Origin of the sequence: Streptomyces sp. NPDC005722 (assembly GCF_040630935.1) — a bacterium.
Classification (GTDB): Bacteria; Actinomycetota; Actinomycetes; order Streptomycetales; family Streptomycetaceae; genus Actinacidiphila.
In genome coordinates this window covers 89,990-115,533 of the sequence record NZ_JBEXYN010000024.1, presented here as the reverse complement: position 1 = coordinate 115,533, position 25,544 = coordinate 89,990, and the positions used below count along the sequence as shown (strand labels likewise).

Here is a 25,544-nt window from a genome sequence, read left to right as displayed (position 1 = left end):
CGGCTAGTTGCCTGGGGCACCCTGACAGTATGCGGCTTACTAGCCGGGCGTCAAGTAAGTTAAAGTGCGCCCATGGCAACGCCCCACGCACGCAGAGGTGATACGCGACGCCGCATCCAGGACGTCGCGCTGGAGCTCTTCGCCGAGCAGGGATACGAGAAGACGTCCCTGCGCGAGATCGCCGAGCACCTGGACGTGACCAAGGCGGCGTTGTACTACCACTTCAAGACCAAGGAGGACATCCTCAACAGCATCGTCGAGGACCTGGCCTCACCGGTCGACGAGCTGATCGCCTGGGCCAACGAGCAGCCCCGCACCCTGGAGACCAAGTGCGAGGTGCTGCGCCGCTACTCGGACGCGCTGTGGAGCGCGGGCCCGCTGTTCCGCTTCGTGCAGGAGAACCAGGCCAGCGTCCGCGACCTCAGCATCGGTGAGACCTTCAAGACGAAGCTGCTCGCGGTCCACTCCCTGCTCAAGGACCCGGACGCGCCGCTGACCGACCAGGTGCGCTCGATCACCGCGGTCTTCGCGATGCACGCCGGGATGTTCGCCATGCAGAACCTCGAGGGCGACCCCGAGGACAAGCGTGCCGCCGTCCTCGAGGTCGCCCAGGAGTTGATCGCCAGGACCTACGGGGGTCAGACCGACACGCCGTGAGCCCGGAGGTAGGGCAGCGGGTTGACGGACGAGCCGTAGTACGGGGTCGTGCGGATCTCGAGGTGCAGGTGGGGGCCGGTGCTGTTGCCGGTGTTGCCGGACAGCGCGATCTGCTGGCCCTCGCCGACGTGCTGGCCGACGCGCACCTGCATCGCGGACAGGTGGCCGTACTGCGAGTACATGCCGTTGGCGTGGCGGATCACGATGTTGTTGCCGTAGGCGCCGCCCCAGCCGGCCTCGACGACGGTGCCGGAGCTCACGGCGTGGACGTCGGTGCCGATCGGCACGGCGAAGTCCTGGCCGGAGTGCTTGTGCGCCCAGCGGGCGCCGTCCTGCATGTAACCGGCGGACAGCGCGTACTTCTTGACCGGCACCGACCAGCCGCTGTTGCTGCTCTGCTGCTGCTGCGGGGCGCTCTTCGCGGACCGCGACAGGTGGTTCTGGTGCTTCCAGTGCAGCTCGGCGTGCGCGTGGCGGTCGGCCTTCACGGCCTGGGCGGCGCGCTGCTGCACGTCGGCCTGCGCCCGGGTGACGTCCGCCAGCTTCCCGGCGGCGCCGAGGCCCAGCAGGCTCTCGCTCTGCGTCTCCGCCATGGCCGTGCCTGCCGCACCGAGTGCCAGCGAGGCGCACACACCGGCGGTGACGACGGTACGACGGCCACGGAAGACGGAGTTCGAGATCTTGGGCATGCGCATTCGGAATTACCTCGCGGAAATAGCCGGACAAGACTTTTGCGACGTGTTCGCCGCGATCCCTTGGTAACCCGGCATTCCGGCCCAGGACAAACCCCCCCGTCTACTGCCTTCTTTCGTAGCCGGCGCCCGGCAGACCCCGCTCGGCCGCCTGCGGCACGGGCCCCGTCCCCTAAGGTGATTCGTACGTGGCCCAGGTCACGTGGGTCACGTCACCGGCCCCGGGACCAAAGGGAATTGCCCTTCGGGACCTAGGTCCCGTGGCCCGGGTCACACGGGAAGAAGAAATCCGTGAGCTCGCGGGGCGCGGGGAATGCGAAAAGCGCGCTCCGTACGACGAGGGGGCGGGAACGTGGATCCTTCGGCCGTGGGCGTACGGCTGGCGTCGGCCGTGGCGGGACCTCTGGTGAAGCGGCTCTTCGTGGCCGAGGGACCGGGCGCCGGCCTCGTGGACCGGCCGGTCCGCATCTCCTCCCGGGTCTCCTTCAGGGGCGAGAAACGCACCCTGACCGAGGCGGACCTGCGCGCCCTGGCCGCCGCGCTGGTGCGCCGGTCCCTGCGCGCCGGGGAGCGCCCCGTCGGCACCGACGAGGAGACCGCCGTCGCGGACGCCCTCGCGGCCTCGCTGCGGGCGCTGGGCGACCTCGACCTCACGGACCTGCAGGCCGTGGACCTCGGCCACACCGCCTTCGCCCGCGCCCTGCACCGGGCGGCCGGCTCGCCGGAGCGGGAACTCAGCGCCGACGGCGCGTACTTCCACGAACGGCTGCTCGACACGGCCTGCCTGCACATCCTGCACTTCTTCACCCAGCGCTCGACCTTCGTCGCCGCCACCCTGGTCGAGCAGAGCCGGGCGCTGGGCGAGCTGACCGCCCGCGTCGACGAACTGCTCTCCCGCAGCCCGCTGCCGGGCGGCGAGGACGCCGCCTTCGAGCAGCGCTACCTGCGGTACGTCGAGAAGAAGTACGGGCGGCTCACGATCCACGGCCTCGACCTGGCGGACACCCCGGACCGCTGGCCGCTCGACACCGCCTACCTCAGCCTGGAGGCGGCACCCTCCGCCGGGCCCGCCGACGGCGTGCCGCAGGGGGCCGCCGACCCGCGCCCCGCCGACCGGGCGCTCGCCGCGCACGAACGGGTCCTGCTGCGCGGCGAGGCCGGGTCGGGCAAGACCACGCTCGTGCAGTGGCTGGCCATCGCCTGCGCGCGTCAGGACCCGGACGGGCCGATGGCGTACCTGGAGGACCGGATCCCGTTCGTCCTCCCGCTGCGCACCCTCGCCGGCCACGGCGGGCCGCTCCCCGTCCCCCGCGACTTCCTCGCCGCCGCCGGCTGCCCGCTCGCCGGTACCCAGCCGGCCGGCTGGGAGGCCCGCGTCCTCACCGAGGGCCGCGGGCTGCTGCTGGTGGACGGCATCGACGAGATCCCCGGGGCCGTGCGCCGCCGCGCCAGGGCCTGGCTCGGCGACCTGCTCGACGCCCACCCCGGCAACCGCTGGCTGGTCACCTCCCGCCCCTCCGCCGTACGGGAGGACTGGCTGGCCGCGGAGGGCTTCACCGAACTGGCCCTGTCGCCCATGGGTCCCGCCGGCGTCGCCGCCTTCGTCCGCCGCTGGCACGCCGCCGCCGGGCCGGAGGCGGCCGGGTACGCCGAAGGGCTGCTCGCCGCCGTACGGACCGAGCCGGACCTCGCCCGGCTCGCCACCAACCCCCTGATGTGCGGCCTGATCTGCGCCCTGCACCACGACCGCCGCGGCTACCTGCCCCGGGCCAGGAAGGACCTGTACGCCGCCGCGCTGTCGATGCTGCTGGTCCGCCGGGACCGCGAACGGCAGACCGCGGTCGTACCGCTGCGCGAGGAGGCACAGACGGAGCTGCTGCAGCGGCTGGCGCACTGGCTGGTCCGCAACGGCCGCACCGAGATGGACCTCGACCGGGCCGAGGCCGTCGTGGCGCGGGCGCTGCCCGCCGTCCCCGAGGCCGCGGCGCTCGGTGACGCCGCCACCGTGCTGGCCCACCTCCTCGACCGCGGCGGCGTGCTGCGCCGGCCCGCGCCCGGCACGGTCGACTTCGTGCACCGCACCTTCCAGGACTACCTGGGCGCCCGCGCCGCCGTGGAGGAGGGCGACTTCGGGCTCCTCGCCGCGCACGCCGCGGACGACCGGTGGGAGGACGTCCTGCGCATGGCGGTCGCCCTCGCCCGTCCGCACGAGCGGGCCGCGGTCCTGCGGGACCTCCTCGACCGCGGGGACGGCGCCGGCGACCGCCGCACCCGGGCGCGGCTGCACCTGCTCGCCGCGGCCTGCCTGGAGCACGCGGCCGCCCTCGACCCGGACGTGCGCGAGGCCGTCGCGGCACGCGCCGCGGCGCTGGTGCCGCCCGCCGACGCGGCGGAGGCCCGCGCCCTGGCCGAGGCCGGGCCGCTCGTCCTGGACCTGCTCCCCGGCCCCGACGGGCTCTCCGACGAGGACGCCCTCCACGTGGTGGTCACCGCCTGCCACCTGCCCTCGGACCGGGCCGCCCGCTACCTGGGCGGCTTCGCCGGGCACCCGTTCCTGCGGGTCCGCGCCCAGCTGATGTGGTCCTGGCACCGCTTCGACGCCGCCGTGTACGCGGAGGAGGTCATCGCCCGGATCGACCCGGAGGGGCTGGACTTCACCGTCCGCTCCGCCGGGCAGCTGCGCGAGCTGCGCCGGCTCGGCCTGCGGCCCACCCGCCTGGACCTGCGGGGCGACCTGCCCGCGGACGAGCTGGCCGCATTCGTGGCCGGGCTCGACCTCACCGAGGTCCGGATGCAGGACTGCGCCCTGCCCGACCTGCGCTTCCTGGCAGGCCAGCGGGGTCTGCGCAGGCTCGCGCTGCTCGGCCCGGGACTGCCCGCCGACTGGGCGTCGGCCGGCGTGGCGGCCGCGCTGCGGGAACTGGAGCTGGCCGCCCCGGCCGACGGCCGGCTCGACCTGTCGCCGCTCGCCGCCCACCCCGGACCGCTGACCGTGCGCGTCGCGCTGACCGCCGACCGGATCGCCGGGGCCGAACGGCTGCCGGCGGGCGTCACCGTCGTCCCCGGACCGCGTCGGGGAGGCTAGCCCTCGTCCCGGTCCCTCCAGCCGTCCCAGCCGCCGTGGCCGCGGCCCCGCCCGCCGTGGTCCCGGCCGGGGCCGTCCCCGCCGGCCGTCGGGGAGGCGGTGGCCGAGGGCGTCGGGCTCGGCGGCGCCGAGGGCGGCACGGCCACCCGGGTGGAGTCGGCGCGCAGCCGGGAGCCGGTGGTGTACGCCACCGACTGGAAGCGGGGCGGGGCGATCGAGGTGTCGAAGGCCCAGTGCTGGACGGGCCGGCCGTCCCGGGGCCTGAGGACGACCTCCGCGCCGGGCGCGCCGCCCTCCGGGGCGACCGCCAGCTGCTGGTTCCAGCGGGGGATCAGGTCCCCCGTGAGGGTGAGGTCGTACCGCACGTCCTGGGCGCCGGTGACGAACGACGCCGTGCACAGGCCCAGCTCCAGCGCGGGGCCGCGGTGCGAGTTGAGGCAGTAGGCCGGCTGGGCGACGCTGCGCATCAGGCCGTCCGGCTCGTACGACCAGAACTGCGTGGCGCCGGAGTCGCAGCGCGCGGTGATCGTCCCGGTGCCGATGACGGTCCGGCGGCCGGTCAGGTCGACGCACAGGTCGTTGTCGTCGTTCCGGAGCCGGCCGCGCAGCCCGTCCTCGGGCAGGGGGCCGGTGGTGGTCGTGCCGGAGGCGGGCGCGGTGTCCGAGCCGCCGGCCGGGGACGGGACGGTGGGCGAGGCGGTGGCCGCGGTGGGCGCCGTCGCGGCGGCGCGGTCGTCGCCGTCGCCGCCACCGGTCGTGAGACCGACGACCAGGGTGGTCGCGAGGGCGAAGCCGCCGAGTCCCAGCAGGGTCGCGACGAGCCGCCGGGGCCCGTTCTTCGCGGCCCTGCGCCTGCGGCCGCCCTGGCGGCGTCCCGGAGCGGCGCCGGAGCCGTTCCCGGCATCGTTGTCACGCGCCGCCCGGCGGGTGGGGCGCGAGTCGTAGTAGCCCCGCGCCTCCCAGACCAGCACCGCCTCGGCGATCAGCACGCCCAGCCGGTCCCCGGAGTGGTCGAGCTGCTCGGCCGCGTAGCGGCAGTGGTCGCACCGGGCGATGTGACGCTGCAGGTCGGGTACGAGCCCGGCGCCGCCGCGGTGGACGGAGATGTCCAGCAGGCGGCTGAACTGCAGGCACGCCTCGTAGGGCGCGAGGTCCCGGTGCGCCTGGACGCAGGCCTCGCGGAAGCGGGTGCGGGCGAGCTGCAGCTGGCCCGCGGCCCGTTCCGGGTCGATGCCCAGGAGTCCGGCGGGCACGTCCAGCGGCTCGGCGTCGACCTCGGCGTGCCACAGCAGGCAGCGGGCGGGTTCGGGGAGCCGCATGAAGGCCCGGTTCGCCAGCCGGCGGTTCTCCGGTACGGCCAGGCGGGCGTCGGTCTGGTCGGGCCGGGGCCGCAGTCGCCGGTGGAGCCAGGCCCGCCGGCGGTCGACGGCCCACTCCTCGGAGATCTTGTGGACGGTGATCAGCAGTTCGGGACGCCAGGCGGCCGAGGGCCCGGTCAGTCGCAGTGTGTCGACGAAGACCCGGGTGAACGCGGCCGCCGCGAGTATCCCGGCGGCGTGTCCGGAGACCGTGCACAACTCCGCGTACTCGGAGACCGGCCGCCAATGGCGGGCCAGCAACTCCTCGAACGGCTGGTGCGCGCCCTCCTTTCCCAGGGCCTTTCCGATCTCTCCGGACAGCGACTCGTCCGGTACGCCGAACAGCCGGCCGGGGTGCGCGGAATTCGGATGCGGGGATTCCTTCAACGAGAGTTTCCTTCCGCGTTCGCCCCGCCGGGAAAAGTACGAACCAATGCGCCGGCGCGGCACGCAGCTACGTGGGGGGAGGTGAGGCCGGGGCGCCGGTGAAGGGGCAAGGCGGCCGCTCCTCACTCTCGGCTGATCCTTTCGAATGCCTGCCGGAATGACGGCACGACACCGGCCGGAGCACGGAGAAGGAAGGGTCCGTGCTGAACATCGCTCACCTTTCCACAAATGCAACCGGCGCAACAAGGGTGGGTTCATGGGGAACACAAAACACGACGGCCCCGCCCGCACTATTGTGCGGACGGGGCCGGATCGCTCTGCGATTACCTGCGGTTATGCTTCCTTGCTGAGGTTCGGCCCGCCGGCCGCCTCGACCGGAGGAGCGTCGGCGACGGCCACCTTCTCCTCACCGCGGAAGGTGAACTTGACGTTCTCGCCCTCGCCCTCGGTGCCCACGACCACGATGTGACCGGTGCGCAGCTCGCCGAAGAGGATCTTCTCGGAGAGCACGTCCTCGATCTCCCGCTGGATCGTCCGGCGCAGCGGCCGGGCTCCCAGCACGGGGTCGTAGCCCTTCTTGGCGAGCAGCGACTTGGCCTCGGGGCTGAGCTCGATGCCCATGTCCTTGTCCCTGAGGCGCTCGTCCACCCGGGCGATCATCAGGTCGACGATCTGGATGATGTCTTCCTCGCTGAGCTGGTGGAAGACCACGATGTCGTCGACACGGTTCAGGAACTCGGGGCGGAAGTGCTGCTTGAGTTCCTCGCCGACCTTGGCCTTCATCCGCTCGTACCCGGTCTTGACGTCGCCCGCGGCCGCGAAGCCGAGGTTGAAGCCCTTGGAGATGTCCCGGGTGCCGAGGTTGGTGGTCATGATGATCACCGTGTTCTTGAAGTCCACGACCCGGCCCTGGGAGTCGGTCAGCCGACCGTCCTCCAGGATCTGCAGCAGGCTGTTGAAGATGTCCGGGTGGGCCTTCTCGACCTCGTCGAAGAGGACGACGGAGAACGGCTTGCGGCGCACCTTCTCGGTGAGCTGGCCGCCCTCCTCGTAGCCGACGTATCCGGGCGGGGAGCCGAACAGCCGCGAGACGGTGTGCTTCTCGCTGAACTCGGACATGTCGAGCTGGATCAGCGCGTCCTCGTCGCCGAAGAGGAACTCGGCGAGCGTCTTGGAGAGCTCGGTCTTACCGACGCCGGACGGGCCGGCGAAGATGAACGAGCCACCGGGGCGCTTGGGGTCCTTCAGACCGGCCCGCGTGCGGCGGATGGCCTGCGAGAGGGCCTTGATCGCGTCCTTCTGGCCGATGACGCGCTTGTGCAGCTCGTCCTCCATGCGCAGCAGACGCGAGGACTCCTCCTCGGTGAGCTTGAAGACCGGGATGCCCGTGGCGGTGGCCAGGACCTCGGCGATCAGCTCCTCGTCCACCTCGGCGACGACGTCCATGTCGCCGGCCTTCCACTCCTTCTCCCGCTTGGTCTTCGCGGAGAGCAGCTGCTTCTCCTTGTCGCGGAGGGAAGCGGCCTTCTCGAAGTCCTGCGAGTCGATCGCGGACTCCTTCTCCCGGCGCACGTCGGCGATCTTCTCGTCGAACTCGCGCAGGTCCGGCGGAGCGGTCATCCGGCGGATGCGCATCCGGGAGCCGGCCTCGTCGATCAGGTCGATCGCCTTGTCCGGCAGGAAGCGGTCCGAGATGTAGCGGTCGGCGAGGGTCGCCGCGGCCACCAGGGCGGCGTCCGTGATGGACACCCGGTGGTGGGCCTCGTAGCGGTCCCGCAGACCCTTGAGGATCTCGATGGTGTGCGGCAGCGACGGCTCCGCGACCTGGATGGGCTGGAAGCGGCGCTCCAGGGCCGCGTCCTTCTCCAGGTGCTTGCGGTACTCGTCGAGCGTGGTGGCGCCGATGGTCTGCAGCTCACCGCGCGCGAGCATCGGCTTGAGGATCGAGGCGGCGTCGATCGCGCCCTCGGCGGCACCCGCACCCACCAGGGTGTGGAGCTCGTCGATGAACAGGATGATGTCGCCGCGGGTGCGGATCTCCTTGAGCACCTTCTTCAGGCGCTCCTCGAAGTCACCGCGGTAGCGGGAGCCGGCCACCAGGGCCCCGAGGTCCAGGGTGTAGAGCTGCTTGTCCTTCAGCGTCTCGGGGACCTCGCCCTTGACGATGGCCTGGGCCAGGCCCTCGACGACGGCGGTCTTGCCGACGCCGGGCTCGCCGATGAGGACGGGGTTGTTCTTGGTGCGGCGCGACAGCACCTGCATCACGCGCTCGATCTCCTTCTCGCGCCCGATCACCGGGTCGAGCTTGGTCTCACGAGCGGCCTGCGTGAGGTTGCGGCCGAACTGGTCCAGGACGAGCGAGGTCGAGGGGGTGCCCTCGGCCGGGCCGCCGGCGGTGGCGGCCTCCTTGCCCTGGTAGCCGGAGAGCAGCTGGATGACCTGCTGCCGCACCCGGTTGAGATCGGCGCCCAGCTTCACGAGGACCTGGGCGGCGACGCCCTCGCCCTCGCGGATCAGGCCGAGCAGGATGTGCTCGGTGCCGATGTAGTTGTGGCCGAGCTGGAGGGCCTCGCGGAGCGACAGCTCCAGGACCTTCTTGGCCCGGGGGGTGAAGGGGATGTGCCCGGACGGGGCCTGCTGGCCCTGGCCGATGATCTCCTCCACCTGCTGGCGGACCGCCTCGAGCGAAATCCCGAGGCTCTCCAGGGCCTTAGCGGCGACACCCTCACCCTCGTGGATAAGGCCCAGGAGGATGTGCTCGGTGCCGATGTAGTTGTGGTTGAGCATCCGGGCTTCTTCCTGAGCCAGGACGACAACCCGCCGCGCGCGGTCGGTGAACCTCTCGAACATCGTTAATCGCTCCTCAGAGCGGTCGGGCAGTTAGGGGCGTGTCCCCTCCCTGTCCTTCCGCATGCTAGTCCCGCACAGCGGGGCAGCTCACTTCAACCGTCGACACCTGGCGAGGTCGTTAACCCCCGCGCCGTCGACAACAGCCTCAACCCGATGGTGCGAGACGATGTTCCCGCAGGCCAGGCGGATAGCCCTTTATCCAGTACGCCGAGGGCGAACGTCCCACCTGTCCGACATGGCCGTCGTCCGTTCCCACTAGGTATTTCTTACCCGCCCGCACGGACAGTCCATGCCGGGAGCACGCCCGCTGTCTGCTATAGGCGAACAGACTTGCGTCGGGTGGATTCACGGAGGGTGACGGCACACCGGCCGCCGGGCACTCCCGGTGACCCGCTTCGTAACCCCGGACGCCCGGGGGGCGTTGCGCAGGGCATGCAGGCCTCACGGGTCCCGGTGACCCTGGAACACGCGGACGCGCTCGACGTCCCCGCGGAGGCGGGGCACGAGGTGCTCGGCCGCTTCCCGGCGCCCCGGACGGGGCCGGTCGCCCTGGCGGGGCAGCGGATGCGGTTCTTCGTCGCCCCCGGCAGCGCCGAGGAACTGCCCGGCCTTCTGGACTGGCTGGAGTGGAGCGGCATCCCGCTCGACCTCGTGCCGCTGCGCGGCGCCGGGGCCGCCTACGACGACGGCGCGCCCGCCTGGCTCCGGCCGCCCGTCCCGGACGGCGGACGCCACGCGGGCGCGCCGCTCCACCTGCCCGCCATGACGCTCGGCACGCAGCCCGGCCCCGCGGCGGACGGACGCTCCGGGGGGACCGTGGGCCTCACGCCCCTGGTCTCCGCGCTCGCGACCGCCTGCCACCGGGTCCGGCTGCGGGTCGCCCGGACCGATCAGCCGTGCGCCTTCTCGTACGCCTCGCGGATCTGCGCGGGAACGCGGCCGCGGTCGTTGACCTCGTAGCCCTCTTCCTTCGCCCACGCGCGGATCTTCGCGGTGTCCTGGCTCGCTGCGCCCCCGCGGGAGGCACCCTTCGCGGCGCGCCCGCGGCCGGCACGGCCGCCGGTGCGGCGGCCGCCGTCCACGTACGGGCCGAGGAGACCGCGCAGCTTGTCGGCGTTGTCGGTGGTGAGGTCGATCTCGTACGTCACTCCGTCGAGTGCGAACGTCACGGTCTCATCCGCCTCGCCGCCGTCGAGGTCGTCAACAAGAAGGACCTGAACCTTCTGTGCCACCGGCTTCCCTTTCATCGAATACTGATTACCGGTAAAAGCAAACCGCCTTTTCCCGGAAAACTCAAACCCCTTGCCCGAACTGCTCCCGGCCCGGTAGGCATCCCGGCGGTCTTCCGCGGAACGTTTCGGACATACTGTTGTGCCGGGCGGCCACCGTGGGCGGTCTCACAGATGCAACAGCATCCGGCTGTTGCCCAAGGTGTTGGGTTTCACTCGTTCGAGGTCCAGGAACTCGGCCACACCCTCGTCCTTTGACCTCAGCAGCTCACCGAAGACATCGCCGTCGACCGGCGTCTCGCCGATCTCGACGAAGCCGTGCTTCGCGAAGAAGTCCACTTCGAAGGTGAGGCAGAAAATGCGCCGCACTCCCAGCCACCGCGCCGTCTGCAGCAGCTTCTCCAGCACGAGATGCCCGACGCCCGTGCCGTGCCGCGCGGGGTCGACCGCGAGGGTGCGCACCTCGGCGAGGTCCTCCCACATCACGTGCAGTGCGCCGCAGCCCACCACCTCGGCGTCGTGGTCGTGTTCGGCCACCCAGAACTCCTGGATGTCCTCGTAAAGCGTCACCGTCGGCTTGTCGAGCAGGATGCGGTCGCGGACATACGCGTCGAGCAGTCGCCGGACAGCCGGCACGTCGGCCGTCCGCGCCCGGCGGATGGTGACGTCATTTGATGCGGCGGGCATGTGCGGACGCTATCGCCCGGCCGATCCGCCCGTCTCGCCGGGGTCACCCGGATCAGCTGATTGCACCACCCGCATTGCGTCACGGAGCGCTTCTCGCTGTTCCGCCGACATCATGCCGAAGAAGGCGACAAGGGCGGCGGCAGGGTTGTCGCTCGCGGCCCACGCCTCGTGCATGAGTGCCGCCGAGTAAGCGGCGCGAGTGGATACCGCCTCATAGCGATAGGCGCGCCCTTCGGCTTCCCGCCGGAGCCAGCCCTTCTGATGAAGGTTGTCCATTACGGTCATGACCGTCGTGTAGGCGATCGAACGCTCCCGGCGGAGATCCTCCAGCACCTCGCGCACCGTCGCCGGGCGGTTCCAGCGCCACACCCGGGTCATCACGGCGTCTTCGAGGTCTCCCAAAGGACGGGGCACACCCGAATACTAGTTGCTCACGGGCGCAATGCCCGGAATGCCGGGAATATCGAGGTCACACCCGGTGCTCGGTGCCGCCCGACCGCTGGGCCGGGGGCTGCGCGCCGGACAGCGCGGCGTCGACCACCGCGTCCTCCTTGGCCTTGTTGACCCCGCCCTGGCTCCTGATCAGCGTCCGGATGAGGAAGGTGAACGCGATGGCCATCACGGTGGGGGGCACGAGCGCGGAGACGTAGTCCATGGCACCAGGGTAGCCACGCCCCCGCGCGGCCCCCTCGGCGGACCTCCTCCGGGCCGGCTGAGCGGCCGTACGCGCCCCGCGCCGGGCCGCCGCGGCGAGGCCGCGCCCCGGGGCGCCGGACCGACCGCCAGGGGCCGTGCGGGGCCGAACGGGTGGCGGCGGGGGTGGTCGTCGAGGGCTGCGGCCCGTCCCGGCCGCCGGGACCGCCCCGGAAGCTCCCAGGGTGCTGCCGCCGGGAACGCACGGGAGACGCCACGGGAGGGACCCGTGACGTCTCCGGAAGGTCGTGCGGTGGCCTCGCGTCAGCCCGTGGCGCGCTCCTCGGGGGGCGGCGGGGTGCGCCGGCGCGGGGGGAAGATCTCGGCCGGCGTGGGCACCTTGCGCTTCTCCTCACCGGGTTCCGGCGCGGCCGGCTCGGTGGGAGACGTCTTCGGGTCGGGCTTGGGGCCCGGCTTGGGGTCGTCGGAGGCGGCCCTGCCGCCGGGCAGCGCGCGCAGCCTCGCCCTGCCCGTGTACGGCGTGCCGCAGGGCTGCGAGGGCGCGGGGATGCGCGCCTCCAGGCGGGCGCGCACGTCGAGCTCCGCCAGGTGCTCGCAGCGGCGCAGCACGGCCCTCCTGCGGTGCGCCTCGGCGTCCGTGCACGGCGCGTCGTGCAGCCTGCGCAGCGCGGCGAGGTCGTCGGGCAGGGGCACGTACCCCATGTCGAGCGCTCCCGTCAGCCGCTCGAGGTAGCCGGCGGCGCTGCCCGGCAGCGCGTCCCGGTACCTGGCGAGCTCCGCGAGCTGGAAGGTCCGCAGCCGTCCGCCCTCGCGGGCCGCCTCGTCGACGTCCTCGACGAGGCGCAGGTAGTCCTTGACCTCGTCGGGGGTGGGGATCATGGTGCTGGACTGGAGGGCCGCTGAGAGGGCGCGCCGGAGCACGCGCAGTTCATCCGCGCTGAACGCCATTCCGCCTCGGGACCCGTGTGGCGTGGGCATGGTCTGACTTTACGTACTAAGCGGACAAAATACGCGTAACCAGATATGCCCGGGCGCGCCGCGCACGTTCCCCCGCGGACCCGCCGGGCCGTCGGCTCGTCGGGTCGTCAGGTCGTCGACACGTTCCGCTCGTAGACGAGCCGCAGGCCTATCAGGGTCAGCCAGGGCTCGTGCACGTCGATGACCGCCGACTCGCCCAGCACCAGCGGCGCCAGCCCGCCGGTGGCGATGACCGTGACGTCGTCCGGGTCGTCGGCGAGCTCCCGCGCCATCCGCTCGGCCACGCCGTCCACCTGGCCGGCGAAGCCGTACAGGATGCCGGACTGCATGGCCTCGATGGTGTTCTTGCCGATGACGCTGCGCGGACGGGTCAGCTCCACCTTGCGCAGCTGGGCCCCGCGGGCGCCCAGGGCGTCCACCGAGATCTCGATGCCGGGGGCGATGGCGCCGCCCGCGTACTCGCCCCGCGACGTGACCGCGTCGAAGGTGGTGGCCGTGCCGAAGTCCACCACGATGCACGGGCCGCCGTAGAGGTGCACGGCGGCCAGGGAGTTGATGATCCGGTCGGAGCCGACTTCCTTGGGGTTGTCGGTGAGCACCGGGACACCGGTCTTGACGCCGGGCTCCACCAGCACCGCGGGCACGTCGCCGTAGTAGCGGCGCGTCACCTCGCGCAACTCGTGCAGCACGGAGGGGACGGTGGAGCAGATGGCGATCCCGTGGATGTTGTCGCCGAGCTCCTCGCCGAGCAGCGGGTGCATGCCCATCAGGCCCTGCATGAGCACGGCCATCTCGTCCGCCGTGCGGCGCGGGTCGGTGGAGACCCGCCAGTGCTCGACGATCTCTTCCCCGTCGAACAGCCCCAGGACGGTGTGGGTGTTGCCGACGTCGATGGTGAGCAGCATCAGTCCCGTCCCGACCCCTCGGACCGCAGGTCCAGTCCGATGTCGAGGATCGGCGAGGAGTGGGTCAGGGCGCCCACGGCCAGGTAGTCGACGCCGGTCGCGGCGTAGGCGCGGGCGTTGTCCAGGGTGAGCCGGCCGGAGGACTCCAGCAGGGCGCGGCCCGCGACGAGGGCGACCGCCTCCTCCGTGTCGGAGGGCGTGAAGTTGTCCAGCAGGATCAGGTCCGCGCCCGCGTCCAGGACCTCGCGGACCTGGTGCAGGGTGTCGACCTCGACCTCGATCGCCAGCTCGGGGAACTCCTCGCGGACGGCCTTGAAGGCCGCCGCCACGCCGCCCGCGGCGACCACGTGGTTGTCCTTGACCAGGGCCGCGTCCGACAGCGACATGCGGTGGTTGACGCCGCCGCCGCAGCGGACCGCGTACTTCTCCAGCGCGCGCAGGCCCGGGGTCGTCTTCCGGGTGTCGCGGACCTTCGCCTTGGTGCCCTCCAGCGCGTCGGCCCAGCCGCGCGTGGTGGTGGCGATCCCGGACAGCCGGCACAGCAGGTTGAGCGCGCTGCGCTCCGCGGTCAGCAGGTCCCTCGTACGGGTGCGCACCGACAGCAGCGTTTGACCGGCCTCGACCCGGTCGCCGTCCTCGACGTGCCGCTCGACCTCGAACTCGTCGGTGCAGACGATGGACAGCACCGCCTCCGCGACCCGCAGCCCGGCGACCACGCCGGCCTCGCGGGCGGTGAAGTCGCCGGTCGCCATGGCGTCCTCGGGGATGGTGGCCACGGTGGTGACGTCCACCCCGCCGTCCAGGTCCTCCTCGATGGCCAGGTGCGCGACGTCCTCGACCAGCACCGGGTCCAGCCCGGCGTCGGCGAGCAGCTGCGCCAGGTCGGGGTCGAGACCGCACTCGCCGGGGTCGTGCGCGTACGCGTCGCCGGAACCGCAGCCGCAGCCGTCGCCGCAGCCACCGCCGCCGGCGCCGCCGATCTGCAGGAGGGGGAGGTCGGGCGTGCTCATCGCTGGGGCTCCGTTCCAGGACGGGTTGCGGGAAGGTCCGCTGTGGGGGTGGTCCGGATGGTGAGACTAGTGGGTGCGGCGGGCAGCCCCGCACCACCGGAGGGGAGCCGGACGACGATGTGCCGGCGCCAGTCCTCGTCGTCGCGCTCCGGCCGGTCCTCGCGCCAGTGGCAGCCGCGGGTCTCCTCGCGGCGGCGGGCCGCCTCGACCAGCACCCGGGCGACCAGGCAGAGGTTGGTCGCCTCCCAGGTCTCCACGCAGGGCTCGGCCGTCTTGCCGTCGCGCTCCAGCAGCTCCTCGGCGTCGGCGTACATCCGGCTCAGCGCCGCCGCCGCGCCCTCCAGGCTCTCCGCGCTGCGCAGCACGCCCGCGCCGCGGGTCATGATCCGCTGGATCGCGAAGCGGGCCTCGGAGGGCAGCAGCGGGGAACGGCCCGGCTCCGGGACCACCGGGGCGGCGGGGGCCGCGGGGTGCTCGGCGATGTCGGCGGCGATCCGCTCGGCGAAGACCAGCCCCTCCAGGAGGGAGTTGGACGCCAGCCGGTTGGCGCCGTGCACGCCCGTGCAGGCGACCTCGCCGCACGCGTACAGGCCCGGCACCGTGGTGCGGCCGTGCAGGTCGGTGCGGACGCCGCCGGAGGCGTAGTGCGCCGCGGGGGCCACCGGGATCGGCTGTGTGACCGGGTCGATGCCGTTGGCGCGGCAGGCGGCGAGGATCGTCGGGAAGCGCCGCTCCCACATCCGCGCCCCGAAGTGCCGGCCGTCGAGGTACATGTGCTCGGTGCCGGTCTCCTGCATGCGGCGCGTGATGCCCTTGGCGACGATGTCGCGCGGCGCCAACTCGGCCAGCTCGTGCTGCCCCTGCATGAAGCGCACCCCGTCGGCGTCGACGAGGTGGGCGCCCTCCCCCCGCACGGCCTCGGAGACCAGCGGCTGCTGGCCCTCCGCGTCCCGGCCGAGGAAGAGCACCGTCGGGTGGAACTGGACGAACTCCAGGTCCGAGACCTCCGCGCCGGCGCGCAGCGCGAGGGCCACCCCGTCGCCCGTGGACACCGCCGGGTTGGTCGTGGCCGAGAAGACCTGCCCCATGCCGCCGGTGGCCAGCACCACGGCGCGGGCCCGCACCGCGCCGACGCCGTCGCGCTGCCCCTCGCCCATGACGTGCAGGGTGACGCCCGCGGCGCGGCCCTCGGCGTCGGTCAGCAGGTCCAGCACGAGCGCGTTCTCGATGAACTCGATCCTGGCCTCGCGCACGGCCTCGATCAGCGCCCGGGAGATCTCCAGGCCCGTCGCGTCGCCGCCCGCGTGGGCGATCCGGCGGCGGTGGTGGCCGCCCTCGCGGGTCAGCAGGATCTCGCCCGTCGCCTCGCTGGTGTCGAAGTGCGCGCCCGTCGCGATCAGCCGGCGTACGGCGTCGGGGCCCTCGGTGACCAGGGTGCGCACGGCCTCCTCGTCGCAGAGCCCGGCGCCCGCCACAAGGGTGTCGGCCAGGTGCTGCTCCGGGGTGTCGCCCTCGCCGAGGGCGGCGGCGATGCCGCCCTGCGCCCAGCGCGTGGAGCCGTCGTCGAGGCGGGCCTTGGTGACGACGGTGACCTTGGCGCCCTGTGCGGCGCAGCGCAGCGCGACGGTCAGCCCGGCGACGCCGGACCCGACGACCACCACGTCCGCCTCGTGCTCCCAGCCGGGCGCGGGGGCGTGCAGCCGTATGCCTGTACCTGTGCCGCTCATCGGCGGACTCCGAACTCCAGGGGGATGTTGTCGATCAGCCGGGTCGTGCCCACCTTGGCGGCGACGGCGAGCACCGCCGGTCCGGTGTGGCCGGGGGCGGCCTCGGTGAAGTCGTCCGGGTCGACCAGGGCGAGGTAGTCCACCGCCAGGCCGTCGCCCTTCTCCAGCACCGTCCGCGCCGCGTCCCGTACGGCGTCCGGGCCGTCGTCCAGCGCGTCGCGTCCGGCGAACAGGGCGCGGGAGAGGGCCAGGGCGCTCTCGCGGTCGCCGTCGGAGAGGTAGCGGTTGCGGCTGGACAGGGCCAGGCCGTCCGGCTCGCGGACGGTGGGCACGCCGACGATCTCGGCCGGGAAGTTCAGGTCCGTCACCATACGGCGGATCAGGGCCAGTTGCTGGGCGTCCTTCTGGCCGTAGAAGGCGACGTCCGGCCGGGTCAGGTGGAGGAGCTTGGCGACGACGGTCAGCATGCCGTCGAAGTGACCGGGGCGCGAGGCGCCCTCGTAGCCCTCGCCCATCGGCCCCGCGCTGATCCGGACCCGCGGCTGTCCGCCGGGGTACACCTCCTCGACGGAGGGCGCGAAGACCACGTCGGCGCCGGCCCGCCCGGCGGTCCGGACGTCCGCGTCGAGGGTGCGCGGGTAGCGGTCGAAGTCCTCGCCCGGCCCGAACTGCAGCGGGTTGACGAAGACGGTGACGACGACGGTGCCGTCCCCCACCCGCTCGCGGGCGGTCCGCACGAGGGTCGCGTGCCCCTCGTGCAGCGCGCCCATGGTCATCACGACGCCGGCCTCACCGGACCGGCCGCCGACGGCCTCCCGCAGCTCGCGCGCGGTGTGCACCAGCCTCGTCATCGCCCTCCCCCTTCGGCGCCGTCCGCCAGGACGCCCAGCAGCGCCTCCGCGAACTCCGCCTTCAGCATTCCGCCCGCCAGCGCGCGGTCCGCGGTGGCGCGGGCCATCGCGACGTACGGGGCCACCATCTCCGGGGCGTGCACGCGCAGCTCCGCCAGATGCGCCGCCACCGTGCCCGCGTCGCCGCGGGCGACCGGACCGGTCAGTGCGGCGTCACCGGAGCGCAGGGCGTTGTCCAGTGCCGCGCCGAGCAGCGGGCCCAGCATCCGGCCGGGCTCGCTGACGCCGGAGGCACGCAGCAGCTCCATGGACTGCGCGACCAGGGTGACCAGGTGGTTCGCGCCGATCGCCAGGCCCGCGTGGTAGAGCGGACGGGCCGACTCCTCGATCCACTCGGGCTCGCCGCCCATCTCGATCACCAGCGCCTCGGCCGCCATCCGCAGCTCCACGGGGGCCGTGACGCCGAAGGAGCAGCCGGCCAGCCGCTGCACGTCGACGGAGGTGCCGGTGAAGGTCATCGCGGGGTGCAGGGCCAGCGGCAGCCCGCCCGCGCGCAGGGCCGGCCCCAGCACGGCGGTGCCGTACCGGCCCGAGGTGTGCACCAGCAGCTGGCCGGGCCGTACGGCCCCGGTCTCGGCGAGACCGGCCACCAGCCCGGGCAGCGCGTCGTCCGGCACGGTCAGCAGGACGAGCTCGGAGCGGGCCAGCACCTCGGCCGGCTCCACGAGCGGCACGTCGGGCAGCAGGGCGGCCGCGCGACGGCGTGAGGCGTCGGACACACCCGACGCCGCGACCGGGTGGTGCCCGGCCAGCTTCAGCGCGGCGGCGAGCGCGGGACCGACCCGCCCCGCGCCGACGACGCCGACCGTGAGCCGCGCGGGGCGGGCCTCCACGTCGGGGGGCAGGGGCCCCTGGTTGTGCGATGCGTTCACGCTGCGCTGGCCTTCCGTTCCAGTCCTCACGGGGGTACCGGACGTTCTCGTCAATGCTACGCGAATGTTTCCCGGCGCCCTCGGGCACGGCAGGATCGGTCCATGACCTCTGCCGATGACGAGAAGGCGCGGCGCATCGCCGCCGTACGCTCCTGCGACCGCGTGCTGTCCCACGGGAAACCGCCGACGATGGGCGAACGGCTGGCCGGACTGGCCCGGCGGGACGGCCTGGACGGCCCCGCCGACATGTACGGCGACGGGATCGTCGCGGAACTGGAGCACCGGGTGGCCGGGCTGCTCGGCACGGAGGAGGCCGTCTGGTTCCCCACCGGGACGATGGCCCAGCAGGTCGCCCTGCGCTGCTGGGCGGGACGCACCGGCAACCCCGTCGTCGCGCTGCACCCGCTGGCCCACCCCGAGGTGCACGAGCGCGGTGCGCTGTCCGCGCTGAGCGGGCTGCGGACCGTCCACCCGACCACGGCCCGCCGGATACCCGACGCGGACGAGGTCCGCGGCATGGACGAGCCCTTCGGCACGCTCATGCTCGAACTGCCGCTCCGGGACGCCGGCTTCGTCCTCCCCACCTGGGACGAACTCACCGCCACCGTGGCCGCCGCCCGCGAGCGCGACGCCGTCGTCCACTTCGACGGCGCCCGCCTGTGGGAGTGCCCGTCGCACTTCGGCCGCCCCCTCGACGAGATCGCCGGCCTCGCCGACAGCGTGTACGTCTCCTTCTACAAGTCCCTCGGCGGCGTCTCCGGCGCGGCCCTCGCCGGCCCCGCCGACCTCGCCGCCGAGGCCCGCACCTGGCGGCACCGCTACGGCGGCCTCGTCTTCCAGCAGTGGCCCGCGGTGCTCTCCGCACTCGACGGGCTCGACCACGAACTGCCGCGCCTGCCGGAGTACGTGGCCCACGCGAAGGTCGTCGCGGCGGCCCTGCGGGACGCGCTCGCCGCGGGCACGGGCTGGGTCCGGGTGCACCCGGAGGTGCCGCACACGCACCAGTTCCAGGTGTGGCTCGCGGAGTCCCCGGACGTCCTCAACGAGGCCGCGGTGCGGCAGGCGGAGGAGACCAAGACGGCGCTCTTCGGGCGCTGGACGGGGTCGGAGGTGCCGGGGGTCGCGATGACGGAGGTCACGGTCGCGGCGTCCGCGCTCGAGTGGGATGCGGCGGGGATCGCCGAGGCGGTGGCGGACTTCACGCACTTCCTCCCCGGGGGCGCCTGACCCGGGGTCGTTTGCTTGCGGCCTGTTGTCGTGTGCGGGTTGTTTGCGCCTGCGGCGGGCTGTCTCCCACCCTCCCTCCCGATTGCCCGGCACGGTTGGTGCGGGCCTGCGCACGTTGTGATGGGGTCGGCGCCGCGCCGGCGCACTCCCCCAACCTTCGGCCGGGGGGACCCCCAGAACGCTCGCGGTTTACCCCAACATCCTCGGGCACCGCGTCCGCCGCTCGTCTCCCCCAGCCTTCGGCCAGGGGGAGCACCCCGCCACACCCCCTCCGGCCGGTTTGCGCGCACAACGGCCGGTGGGGGGTATGGAGGCAGTCCGGGGTTGCCGCCCACGTCTGCGTCGGGCGCCGTCCCTCCCGTTGGGCGGGCGCAGTTCTCGCGTGGGCGATGACAGCCGGTGAGGGATGCATCGGACACGTGCGGTGCCCCGGACTGACTTCTGACCACCCGGCCGCCGCGACTGCGGGTGCTTCGGGGTGCTGCTGGGAGGTCGGGCGGTCAGCGGGAGATCGGGCCCGCTTTCAGCGGTATAGCCGTCGGAACAGAGCCCGATGTGGGATCGGGGAAGCACCCGCAGACGCCGGTTACGGCGGGCGCGCCACCCACGCACCGTGGGCGTGGTCACCGGCCATCTGCACCCGCGGACGGCAACGAGACCCGAGCCGGACGAACAACCCGCCCCGCTCCGGCGCCTGAACCCCAGCCACCCACCGGGCCGCACACTGCACACAAAGCAGGCCCCCCACCCTCCCACCCGCAGCCAGCATCTTTGCGCCCGCAGGGCGCGAGACGGCGGTCGCTGTCGAGACGCACCAACCGCGCCGGATGGGGGCACCCCCGGCCGAAGGCTGGGGGAGGGTGGGCGTTCTGGACGCTGACGTGTATGTGATGTGCGGCACAGACGGCACCGACGAGTGCTGCCCGCCATGCACATAAATATGCGGTACAGGATGCCCACCCCGGAAGCCCCGCCCCCGGCCCACCAACCCACAGAGCGCAGGCCCGCACCAACCGCGCCGGGTGGGGGTCTCCCCGGCCGAAGGCTGGGGGAGAGCGGGAGGGCGGGGGAGAAACCCCAACAACAACCACAACGGCGCCGCACACGACAACGGGCCGCAACAAACGACCCCGGGTCAGGCGGCTCCGCCGCCTCCCGCACGGACGAGCCCCGTCTCGTACGCGAGCACGACCGCCTGCACCCGGTCCCGCAGGTCCAACTTCGTGAGGATGCGCCCCACATGCGTCTTCACCGTCGCCTCGCTGAGCACCAGCTTCCCGGCGATCTCCCCGTTCGACAGCCCCTGGGCGACCAGCAGCAGCACCTCGCGCTCGCGGTCGGTCAGCCGCTCCAGTTCCTTGTGCGTCGGCTGGCTCGCACTCGGCAGGAGCGGGGTGAAGCGGTCGAGCAGGCGCCGGGTGGTGCTGGGGGCGACGACCGCGTCGCCGCTGTGGACGGCGCGGATGGCCGCGAGGAGTTCGTCCGGGGGGACGTCCTTGAGCATGAAGCCGCTCGCGCCGGCCTTGAGGGCGGAGAAGGCGTACTCGTCGAGGTCGAAGGTGGTCAGGATGAGTACGCGGGGCCCGCCGTCGTCGGGGGTGCGGTCGGGGGCGCCGCAGATCTGGCGGGTGGCCTCGACGCCGTCCAGGCGGGGCATGCGGACGTCCATGAGGACCACGTCCACCGGGGTGGTGCGCAGGGTCTCGACGGCGTCCGCGCCGTCCCCCGCCTCGGCGACGACCTCCATGTCCGGCTGGGCCTGCAGCACCATGCGGAAGCCGGTGCGGAGCAGCACCTGGTCGTCGACGAGCATCACGCGGATCGCCATCGGTCCGGTCCCTCTTTCCCTTTGCCTGTCGTCTCTGTTTGCCGCTGCCGCGCAGCGCGTCCCGCTAGCGCGCGGCCTTCACCGGGAGGACCGCGCTGATGCGGAAGCCTCCGCCGGGGCGCGGTCCGGCGTCCAGGGTGCCGCTGACCATGCCGACGCGTTCGCGCATGCCGATGAGGCCCTGGCCCTGGCCGTCCTCGCCGCCGCCTTCGTAGAGCTCCTGCTGGGCGCCGCGTCCGTCGTCCTCGATGAGGAGGCTGAGGTCGCTGTCGCCGAAGGTGAGCCGGACCTTGGCGCGCGCCTCGGGCCCGCCGTGCTTGCGGGTGTTGGTGAGCGCCTCCTGCACGATGCGGTAGGCGGTGAGTTCGACGCCGCTGGCGAGCGGCCGGGACTCCCCCTCGACCTCGAAGGCGACCGGCAGTCCCGCGCCCCGGACCTGTTCTATGAGGTCGGTCAGCTGGTCGACGCCCGGCTGCGGCACGTACTCGCCGCCGCCGTCGTCGCCCGCGCGCAGCACCCCGAGCAGCCGGCGCATCTCGGTGAGGGCCTGGCGGCCGGTGGTGGAGATGGTCTCCAGTGCTTGCTTGGCCTGCTCGGGGGAGGCGTCCAGCACATAGGCGGCGCCGTCGGCCTGGACGACCATGACGGAGACGTTGTGGGCGACGACGTCGTGCAGTTCGCGGGCGATCCGGGCGCGTTCGGCGGCGACCGCGGCCTTGGACTGGGCCTCGCGTTCGCGGTGCAGGCGGGCGGCGCGCTCCTCCAGCTCGGCGTAGTAGGCGCGGCGGGTGCGCAGGCTGTCGCCGATCACCCAGGCCAGCAGGAAGGGGACGGCGAGGAAGACGGTCGCGACGGCGTCGGCCCAGTAGCCCTCGCTCTCGTTGGGCCAGCGCAGGGTGGAGATGGTGGAGGCGGACAGACCGCCGAGGAGGGCCAGCCGGGACGCCCAGCGGGCGCCGTTGGCCGCCACGGTGTAGATGATCACCAGCATGGCGAAGTCGCCGGGGTTGGACTGGACGTCCAGCACCAGCTGGACCACCCCGACGAGGACGGCGAGCAGCAGCATCTTCTCCGGCATGCGGCGGCGCAGCGCGACCACGGCGGACAGCGCGAGCGCGAGCGGCACGGCGGCGGCCCGGGTGTTCGCGTGCAGGTCGTCGTTGGCGATCCACAGGGCGGAGAACCCGAGCAGGACGAGGGCCCAGAAGCTGTCGACCCAGGTCGGGTGCCTGCGGAGGAAATCGTAGAGACGCTGCACGTAACCCAGCGTAGGCATCCCGGATGCGTGCGGGAGTCAACCGGAGGAGCGATCCGGGGTACTCCCCAGGGTGGACGCGCGCCCTCCGCCGAGGAGGAGGCGGTGGGCCGTCCGGGGTGCGCCCCGGCCGGTCAGCCCGCGGCGCGGCGGTGGCCGCGGGTGCCGTTGCGGGAGCGCTTCTCGATGTACATGCGCTGGTCCGCGGACTGCAGCACCTCGTCCGCGGTCATCCCGCAGCCGGCCCAGCCGATGCCGAAGCTGGCGCCGACCCGGACCGCCCGGCCCTCGAAGCGGATCGGGGGGATGATCGCGTTGCGCAGGCGGACGGCGAGGTCCTCGGCGTCCTCCCGGCCGAGGCCGTCGGCGAGGACGACGAACTCGTCGCCGCCGAGCCGTGCCACCGTGTCGCCGTCGCGTACCGCGCTGGTGAGGCGGCGGGCCACCTCGATGAGCACGGCGTCGCCGGTGTGGTGGCCGAAGCGGTCGTTGATCGACTTGAAGCCGTCCAGGTCGCAGAAGAGCACGGCCAGGCCCTTGCCGCCGTCGGCGTCGTCGGACGGCGCCGCGGTGTGGGTGTGGTGGTCGAACCCGGGGAGCGGGGCGCTGCGGTCGACCGGGTCGTAGTCGTAGGTGTAGGCGAACTCGTCGGCGCCCGCGAAGGCGGCGGTGTGGCCGTCGGCGTCCGGGGCCTGCGGGCGCGCGCAGATCTTGCCGGACAGCCGGGCGCGCAGTTCGGCGCTGTTGGGCAGGCCGGTGAGGGAGTCGTGGCTGGCGCGGTGGGCGAGGGCGAGTTCGCGGCCCTTGCGTTCCTCGATGTCCTCGACGTGGGTGAGCAGGAAGCGCGGGCCGTCGGCGGTGTCGGCGACGACGGAGTTGCGCAGGCTGACCCACACATAGGTGTTGTCGCGGCGCTGCAGGCGCAGTTCGGCGCGGCCGCCCTCGGCGCTGGTGCGCAGCAGGACGCCGACGTCCTCGGGGTGGACGAGGTCGGAGAAGGAGTGGCGGCGCAGCACCGCGGCGGGGCGGCCGAGCAGCCGGCACAGCGCGTCGTTGGTGCGGACCAGCTTGCCGTGCTGGTCGCCGCCCATCTCGGCGATGGCCATGCCGCTGGGGGCGTACTCGAAGGCCTGACGGAAGCTCTCCTCGCTGGCCCGCAGGGCCTGCTGCTCCCGCTCCAGGCGGACCAGCGCGCGTTGCATGTTCGCACGTAGACGCGCGTTGCTGATGGCTATGGCGGACTGGAAGCCGTACATCTGCAGGGCCTCGCGGCCCCACGGGCCGGGCCGCCGGCCGCCCACCGGGCGGTCGACGGAGATGACGCCGATCAGCTCGCCGCCGCCGTTGGGGTTGGCGTACATGGGGGCGAGGAGGCGGTCCTCGGGGTGCCACTCGTCGGGGAAGCGGGGCGGCGGCCCGTCGCCGGGCCAGCTGGGGACGTCGTCGCCGTCCAGGACCCAGCCCTCGTGGTGGGGTATGAAGCGCAGGGTGCCCCAGCGCTCCCCCATGGTGAGCCGGCGCTCCCAGGAGGCGCGCGAGCCGACCCGGCCGGCCATCAGGGCCTCGGCGGCGGCGCTCCCGGCGACGGCGGCGACGACCAGGTCACCGTCGGGGCGGACGAGGTTGACCACGGCGAGTTCGAAGCCGAGGCCCTTGACGACGCCGTCGGCCACGGCCTGCAGGGTGTCGGCGAGGCTGCGTGCGCAGTTGAGGTCCGCGACGACCTGGTGCACCTGGCGCAGGGTCGCGAGGCGGACATACGGCTCCGACTCGGTGTCCATGCGCTCTCCCCGGGCCCTCGACGACAACTCCTGAGACTGCTTGTGGTCCGTTGTGGTCCAATTCCCACCGCAACTGAATCACAGCGAGCAGTTCGACCGGTACACAGGGTCAACAATTCATGCCCCTTGTGACTCAAGTCACATCTGATTGTCGTGTTCCGATCACGCAGCGTAGAGCAGACCGGGTGTCCCCCTTCACCCATTGAACACAATCGAGCAGGTGAGCGGGGGTTGTACGACCGGAAGCGGTGACGGCCGGGAGGTCCTAGGACCTGGCTCGATCCGAAGTCCGATGCGGGTGGTGCGGCAGTCCGGCTAGCGTCGGGGCGTGTCACAGTCAATCACCTCCACGCCCCGCATCCCGCATCCTGGGACCGTGCCCGACGGTTCCGAGCCACCCGTGTCCGGCGTGGACAGCGACGCCTTCCGCGCCACCATGACCCGCCTCGCCGCGGGGGTGGTCCTGGTGACCGCCCACGACCCCGAGGACGGCCCGCGGGGCGAGGACGTCGGCATGACCGCGACCGCCTTCGTCTCGGTCTCCCTGGAGCCGCCCCTGGTGATGGTGAGCCTGCGCACGGGGTCCCGCATGGACGAACTGCTGGAGCGCAGGCGGCGCTGGGCGGTGTCCGTGCTGAGCGAGAGCCAGCGGCACATCGCCGGGCGCTTCGCCATGCGCGGGCGCATCAGCGACCGGCTGCTCTTCGAGGACGTGGCCTACTACCGCGGCGAGGTCTCGGGCGCCCCGGTCCTCGGCGGCGGCCTGGCCGTGCTGGAGTGCGAGACCGAGCAGCGCGTCCCGGCGGGCGACCACACCCTGGTGATCGCACGGGTGCTGACCGCGCGCACCCCCAGCGCGGACGGCGCGCCCCTGATGTACTTCCGCGGCCGCTACCGGCACCTCGGCTGAGGCGCCCCGGACACCCGGCCGGACACCGCGGGAAGGACACCGCCGGGGGGCTCAGGACCAGTCGCGCCCGTCGCGGCCGCGCTTGGTGTCGCCGCGGCGCTTCTTCTCCCTCAGCCGCCGCTCGTTGATGCCGCGCGGGATCCTCGTGGGCCTGCGCACCTTGGGCGGCGGCGCGGTGGCCTCGGCGAGCAGGGCCGCCAGACGGGTCATCGCCGTCTCCCGGTTGCGCCACTGCGAGCGGTGCTCGGAGGCCCGTACGGTCAGGACGCCGCCCACCAGGCGCGAAGCGAGCCGCTCCAGGGCACGCTGCTTCCACACCGGGGGCAGCGACTCGGAATTGGCGAGATCGAATCGCAGTTCGACCTGGCTGTCCGAGGTGTTGACGTGCTGGCCGCCGGGTCCGGACGAGCGGGAGAAACGCCACATCAGCTCGGCCTCCGGTATGGAGACCGAGCCGCGGACGACGAGTGGGGGCGGCCCTGACATGCCTCCCATGATCCCGCCGACGGGCGCCGGAGTCACAGGATTTTCCGGGACATGG

At 73.0% G+C, this 25,544-nt stretch carries 22 protein-coding genes; 5 read left to right on the top strand and 17 right to left on the bottom strand.

Annotation, left to right across the window (positions count from 1 at the left end; genetic code table 11):
• The first annotated feature begins 72 nt into the window (after nt 1-72).
• The gene (locus ABZ479_RS25890) at nt 73-657 is read left to right on the top strand and encodes a TetR/AcrR family transcriptional regulator (protein WP_500463767.1); all 585 of its coding nucleotides are present in this window, start codon (nt 73-75) and stop codon (nt 655-657) included.
• Here the strand turns inward: ABZ479_RS25890 and ABZ479_RS25885 are convergent.
• On the bottom strand, nt 639-1,352 hold the full coding sequence (locus ABZ479_RS25885) for a M23 family metallopeptidase (protein ID WP_500463766.1): 714 nt from the start codon (nt 1,350-1,352) through the stop codon (nt 639-641). The two genes, ABZ479_RS25890 and ABZ479_RS25885, sit on opposite strands and share 19 nt — an antisense overlap.
• 349 nt (nt 1,353-1,701) lie before the next feature.
• Between ABZ479_RS25885 and ABZ479_RS25880 the strand changes: the two genes are divergently transcribed.
• The gene (locus ABZ479_RS25880; protein WP_500463765.1) at nt 1,702-4,434 is read left to right on the top strand and encodes an NACHT domain-containing protein; all 2,733 of its coding nucleotides are present in this window, start codon (nt 1,702-1,704) and stop codon (nt 4,432-4,434) included.
• On the opposite strand, the gene ABZ479_RS25875 is transcribed toward ABZ479_RS25880, so the two are convergent.
• Complete coding sequence (locus tag ABZ479_RS25875; RefSeq protein WP_500463764.1) at nt 4,431-6,179, bottom strand: RICIN domain-containing protein; 1,749 nt, start codon at nt 6,177-6,179, stop codon at nt 4,431-4,433. The two genes, ABZ479_RS25880 and ABZ479_RS25875, sit on opposite strands and share 4 nt — an antisense overlap.
• A 333-nt stretch (nt 6,180-6,512) precedes the next feature.
• Nucleotides 6,513-9,029 (bottom strand): ATP-dependent Clp protease ATP-binding subunit, encoded by a 2,517-nt coding sequence (locus tag ABZ479_RS25870; protein WP_018559555.1) that lies wholly within the window; start codon nt 9,027-9,029, stop codon nt 6,513-6,515.
• Between the two features lie 432 nt (nt 9,030-9,461).
• On the opposite strand from ABZ479_RS25870, the gene ABZ479_RS25865 reads away from it, so the two are divergent.
• Nucleotides 9,462-9,989 (top strand): SCO3374 family protein, encoded by a 528-nt coding sequence (locus tag ABZ479_RS25865; protein ID WP_500463763.1) that lies wholly within the window; start codon nt 9,462-9,464, stop codon nt 9,987-9,989.
• Here ABZ479_RS25865 and ABZ479_RS25860 read toward each other — a convergent pair.
• The 10 genes from ABZ479_RS25860 to ABZ479_RS25815 all read right to left on the bottom strand — a co-directional run bounded on the left by ABZ479_RS25860 (nt 9,920) and on the right by ABZ479_RS25815 (nt 18,002).
• The gene (locus ABZ479_RS25860; RefSeq protein ID WP_500463762.1) at nt 9,920-10,261 is read right to left on the bottom strand and encodes a histone-like nucleoid-structuring protein Lsr2; all 342 of its coding nucleotides are present in this window, start codon (nt 10,259-10,261) and stop codon (nt 9,920-9,922) included. The genes ABZ479_RS25865 and ABZ479_RS25860 overlap by 70 nt on opposite strands.
• Nucleotides 10,262-10,426: 165 nt before the next feature.
• Nucleotides 10,427-10,945: an amino-acid N-acetyltransferase gene (locus ABZ479_RS25855; protein ID WP_500463761.1), complete on the bottom strand. Its 519-nt coding sequence runs from the start codon at nt 10,943-10,945 to the stop codon at nt 10,427-10,429.
• A gap of 9 nt (nt 10,946-10,954) precedes the next feature.
• A complete protein-coding gene (locus ABZ479_RS25850; protein ID WP_500463760.1) occupies nt 10,955-11,359 on the bottom strand; it encodes a BlaI/MecI/CopY family transcriptional regulator in 405 nt (134 codons plus the stop codon).
• Between the two features lie 55 nt (nt 11,360-11,414).
• Entirely contained in the window at nt 11,415-11,600 is a 186-nt protein-coding gene (locus ABZ479_RS25845; protein WP_499610816.1) for a hypothetical protein, read from the bottom strand.
• A 302-nt stretch (nt 11,601-11,902) separates the two neighbouring features.
• Nucleotides 11,903-12,577, bottom strand: coding sequence for a hypothetical protein (locus ABZ479_RS25840; RefSeq protein ID WP_500463759.1), 675 nt, complete (start codon nt 12,575-12,577; stop codon nt 11,903-11,905).
• A gap of 107 nt (nt 12,578-12,684) precedes the next feature.
• Complete coding sequence (locus ABZ479_RS25835) at nt 12,685-13,482, bottom strand: type III pantothenate kinase (protein ID WP_499610808.1); 798 nt, start codon at nt 13,480-13,482, stop codon at nt 12,685-12,687.
• The gene (gene nadC / locus ABZ479_RS25830; RefSeq protein WP_500463758.1) at nt 13,482-14,492 is read right to left on the bottom strand and encodes a carboxylating nicotinate-nucleotide diphosphorylase; all 1,011 of its coding nucleotides are present in this window, start codon (nt 14,490-14,492) and stop codon (nt 13,482-13,484) included. Before nadC ends, ABZ479_RS25835 begins: the two co-directional genes overlap by 1 nt.
• Entirely contained in the window at nt 14,489-16,219 is a 1,731-nt protein-coding gene (locus ABZ479_RS25825; RefSeq protein ID WP_500463757.1) for an L-aspartate oxidase, read from the bottom strand. The genes nadC and ABZ479_RS25825 overlap by 4 nt, the downstream gene beginning before the upstream one ends.
• Complete coding sequence (gene panC / locus ABZ479_RS25820) at nt 16,216-17,070, bottom strand: pantoate--beta-alanine ligase (protein WP_500463756.1); 855 nt, start codon at nt 17,068-17,070, stop codon at nt 16,216-16,218. The genes ABZ479_RS25825 and panC overlap by 4 nt, the downstream gene beginning before the upstream one ends.
• The gene (locus ABZ479_RS25815; protein WP_500463755.1) at nt 17,067-18,002 is read right to left on the bottom strand and encodes a Rossmann-like and DUF2520 domain-containing protein; all 936 of its coding nucleotides are present in this window, start codon (nt 18,000-18,002) and stop codon (nt 17,067-17,069) included. The genes panC and ABZ479_RS25815 overlap by 4 nt, the downstream gene beginning before the upstream one ends.
• A 102-nt stretch (nt 18,003-18,104) precedes the next feature.
• Between ABZ479_RS25815 and ABZ479_RS25810 the strand changes: the two genes are divergently transcribed.
• Nucleotides 18,105-19,229, top strand: coding sequence for a threonine aldolase family protein (locus ABZ479_RS25810; RefSeq protein ID WP_500463754.1), 1,125 nt, complete (start codon nt 18,105-18,107; stop codon nt 19,227-19,229).
• Between the two features lie 1,135 nt (nt 19,230-20,364).
• Here the strand turns inward: ABZ479_RS25810 and ABZ479_RS25805 are convergent.
• From ABZ479_RS25805 to cdgB, 3 genes are all read right to left on the bottom strand, one after another.
• Nucleotides 20,365-21,057, bottom strand: a complete 693-nt coding sequence (locus tag ABZ479_RS25805) for a response regulator (protein WP_500463753.1) — start codon at nt 21,055-21,057, stop codon at nt 20,365-20,367.
• A 64-nt stretch (nt 21,058-21,121) separates the two neighbouring features.
• Nucleotides 21,122-22,315, bottom strand: coding sequence for a sensor histidine kinase (locus ABZ479_RS25800; RefSeq protein ID WP_500463752.1), 1,194 nt, complete (start codon nt 22,313-22,315; stop codon nt 21,122-21,124).
• Between the two features lie 131 nt (nt 22,316-22,446).
• Nucleotides 22,447-24,093 (bottom strand): diguanylate cyclase CdgB, encoded by a 1,647-nt coding sequence (gene cdgB, locus ABZ479_RS25795; RefSeq protein ID WP_500463751.1) that lies wholly within the window; start codon nt 24,091-24,093, stop codon nt 22,447-22,449.
• A gap of 409 nt (nt 24,094-24,502) precedes the next feature.
• On the opposite strand from cdgB, the gene ABZ479_RS25790 reads away from it, so the two are divergent.
• Nucleotides 24,503-25,003, top strand: coding sequence for a flavin reductase family protein (locus tag ABZ479_RS25790; protein ID WP_500463777.1), 501 nt, complete (start codon nt 24,503-24,505; stop codon nt 25,001-25,003).
• Nucleotides 25,004-25,054: 51 nt separating this feature from the next.
• Here the strand turns inward: ABZ479_RS25790 and arfB are convergent, their stop codons facing one another.
• Entirely contained in the window at nt 25,055-25,498 is a 444-nt protein-coding gene (gene arfB / locus ABZ479_RS25785; RefSeq protein ID WP_499610781.1) for an alternative ribosome rescue aminoacyl-tRNA hydrolase ArfB, read from the bottom strand.
• Between the last annotated feature and the right edge of the window lie 46 nt (nt 25,499-25,544).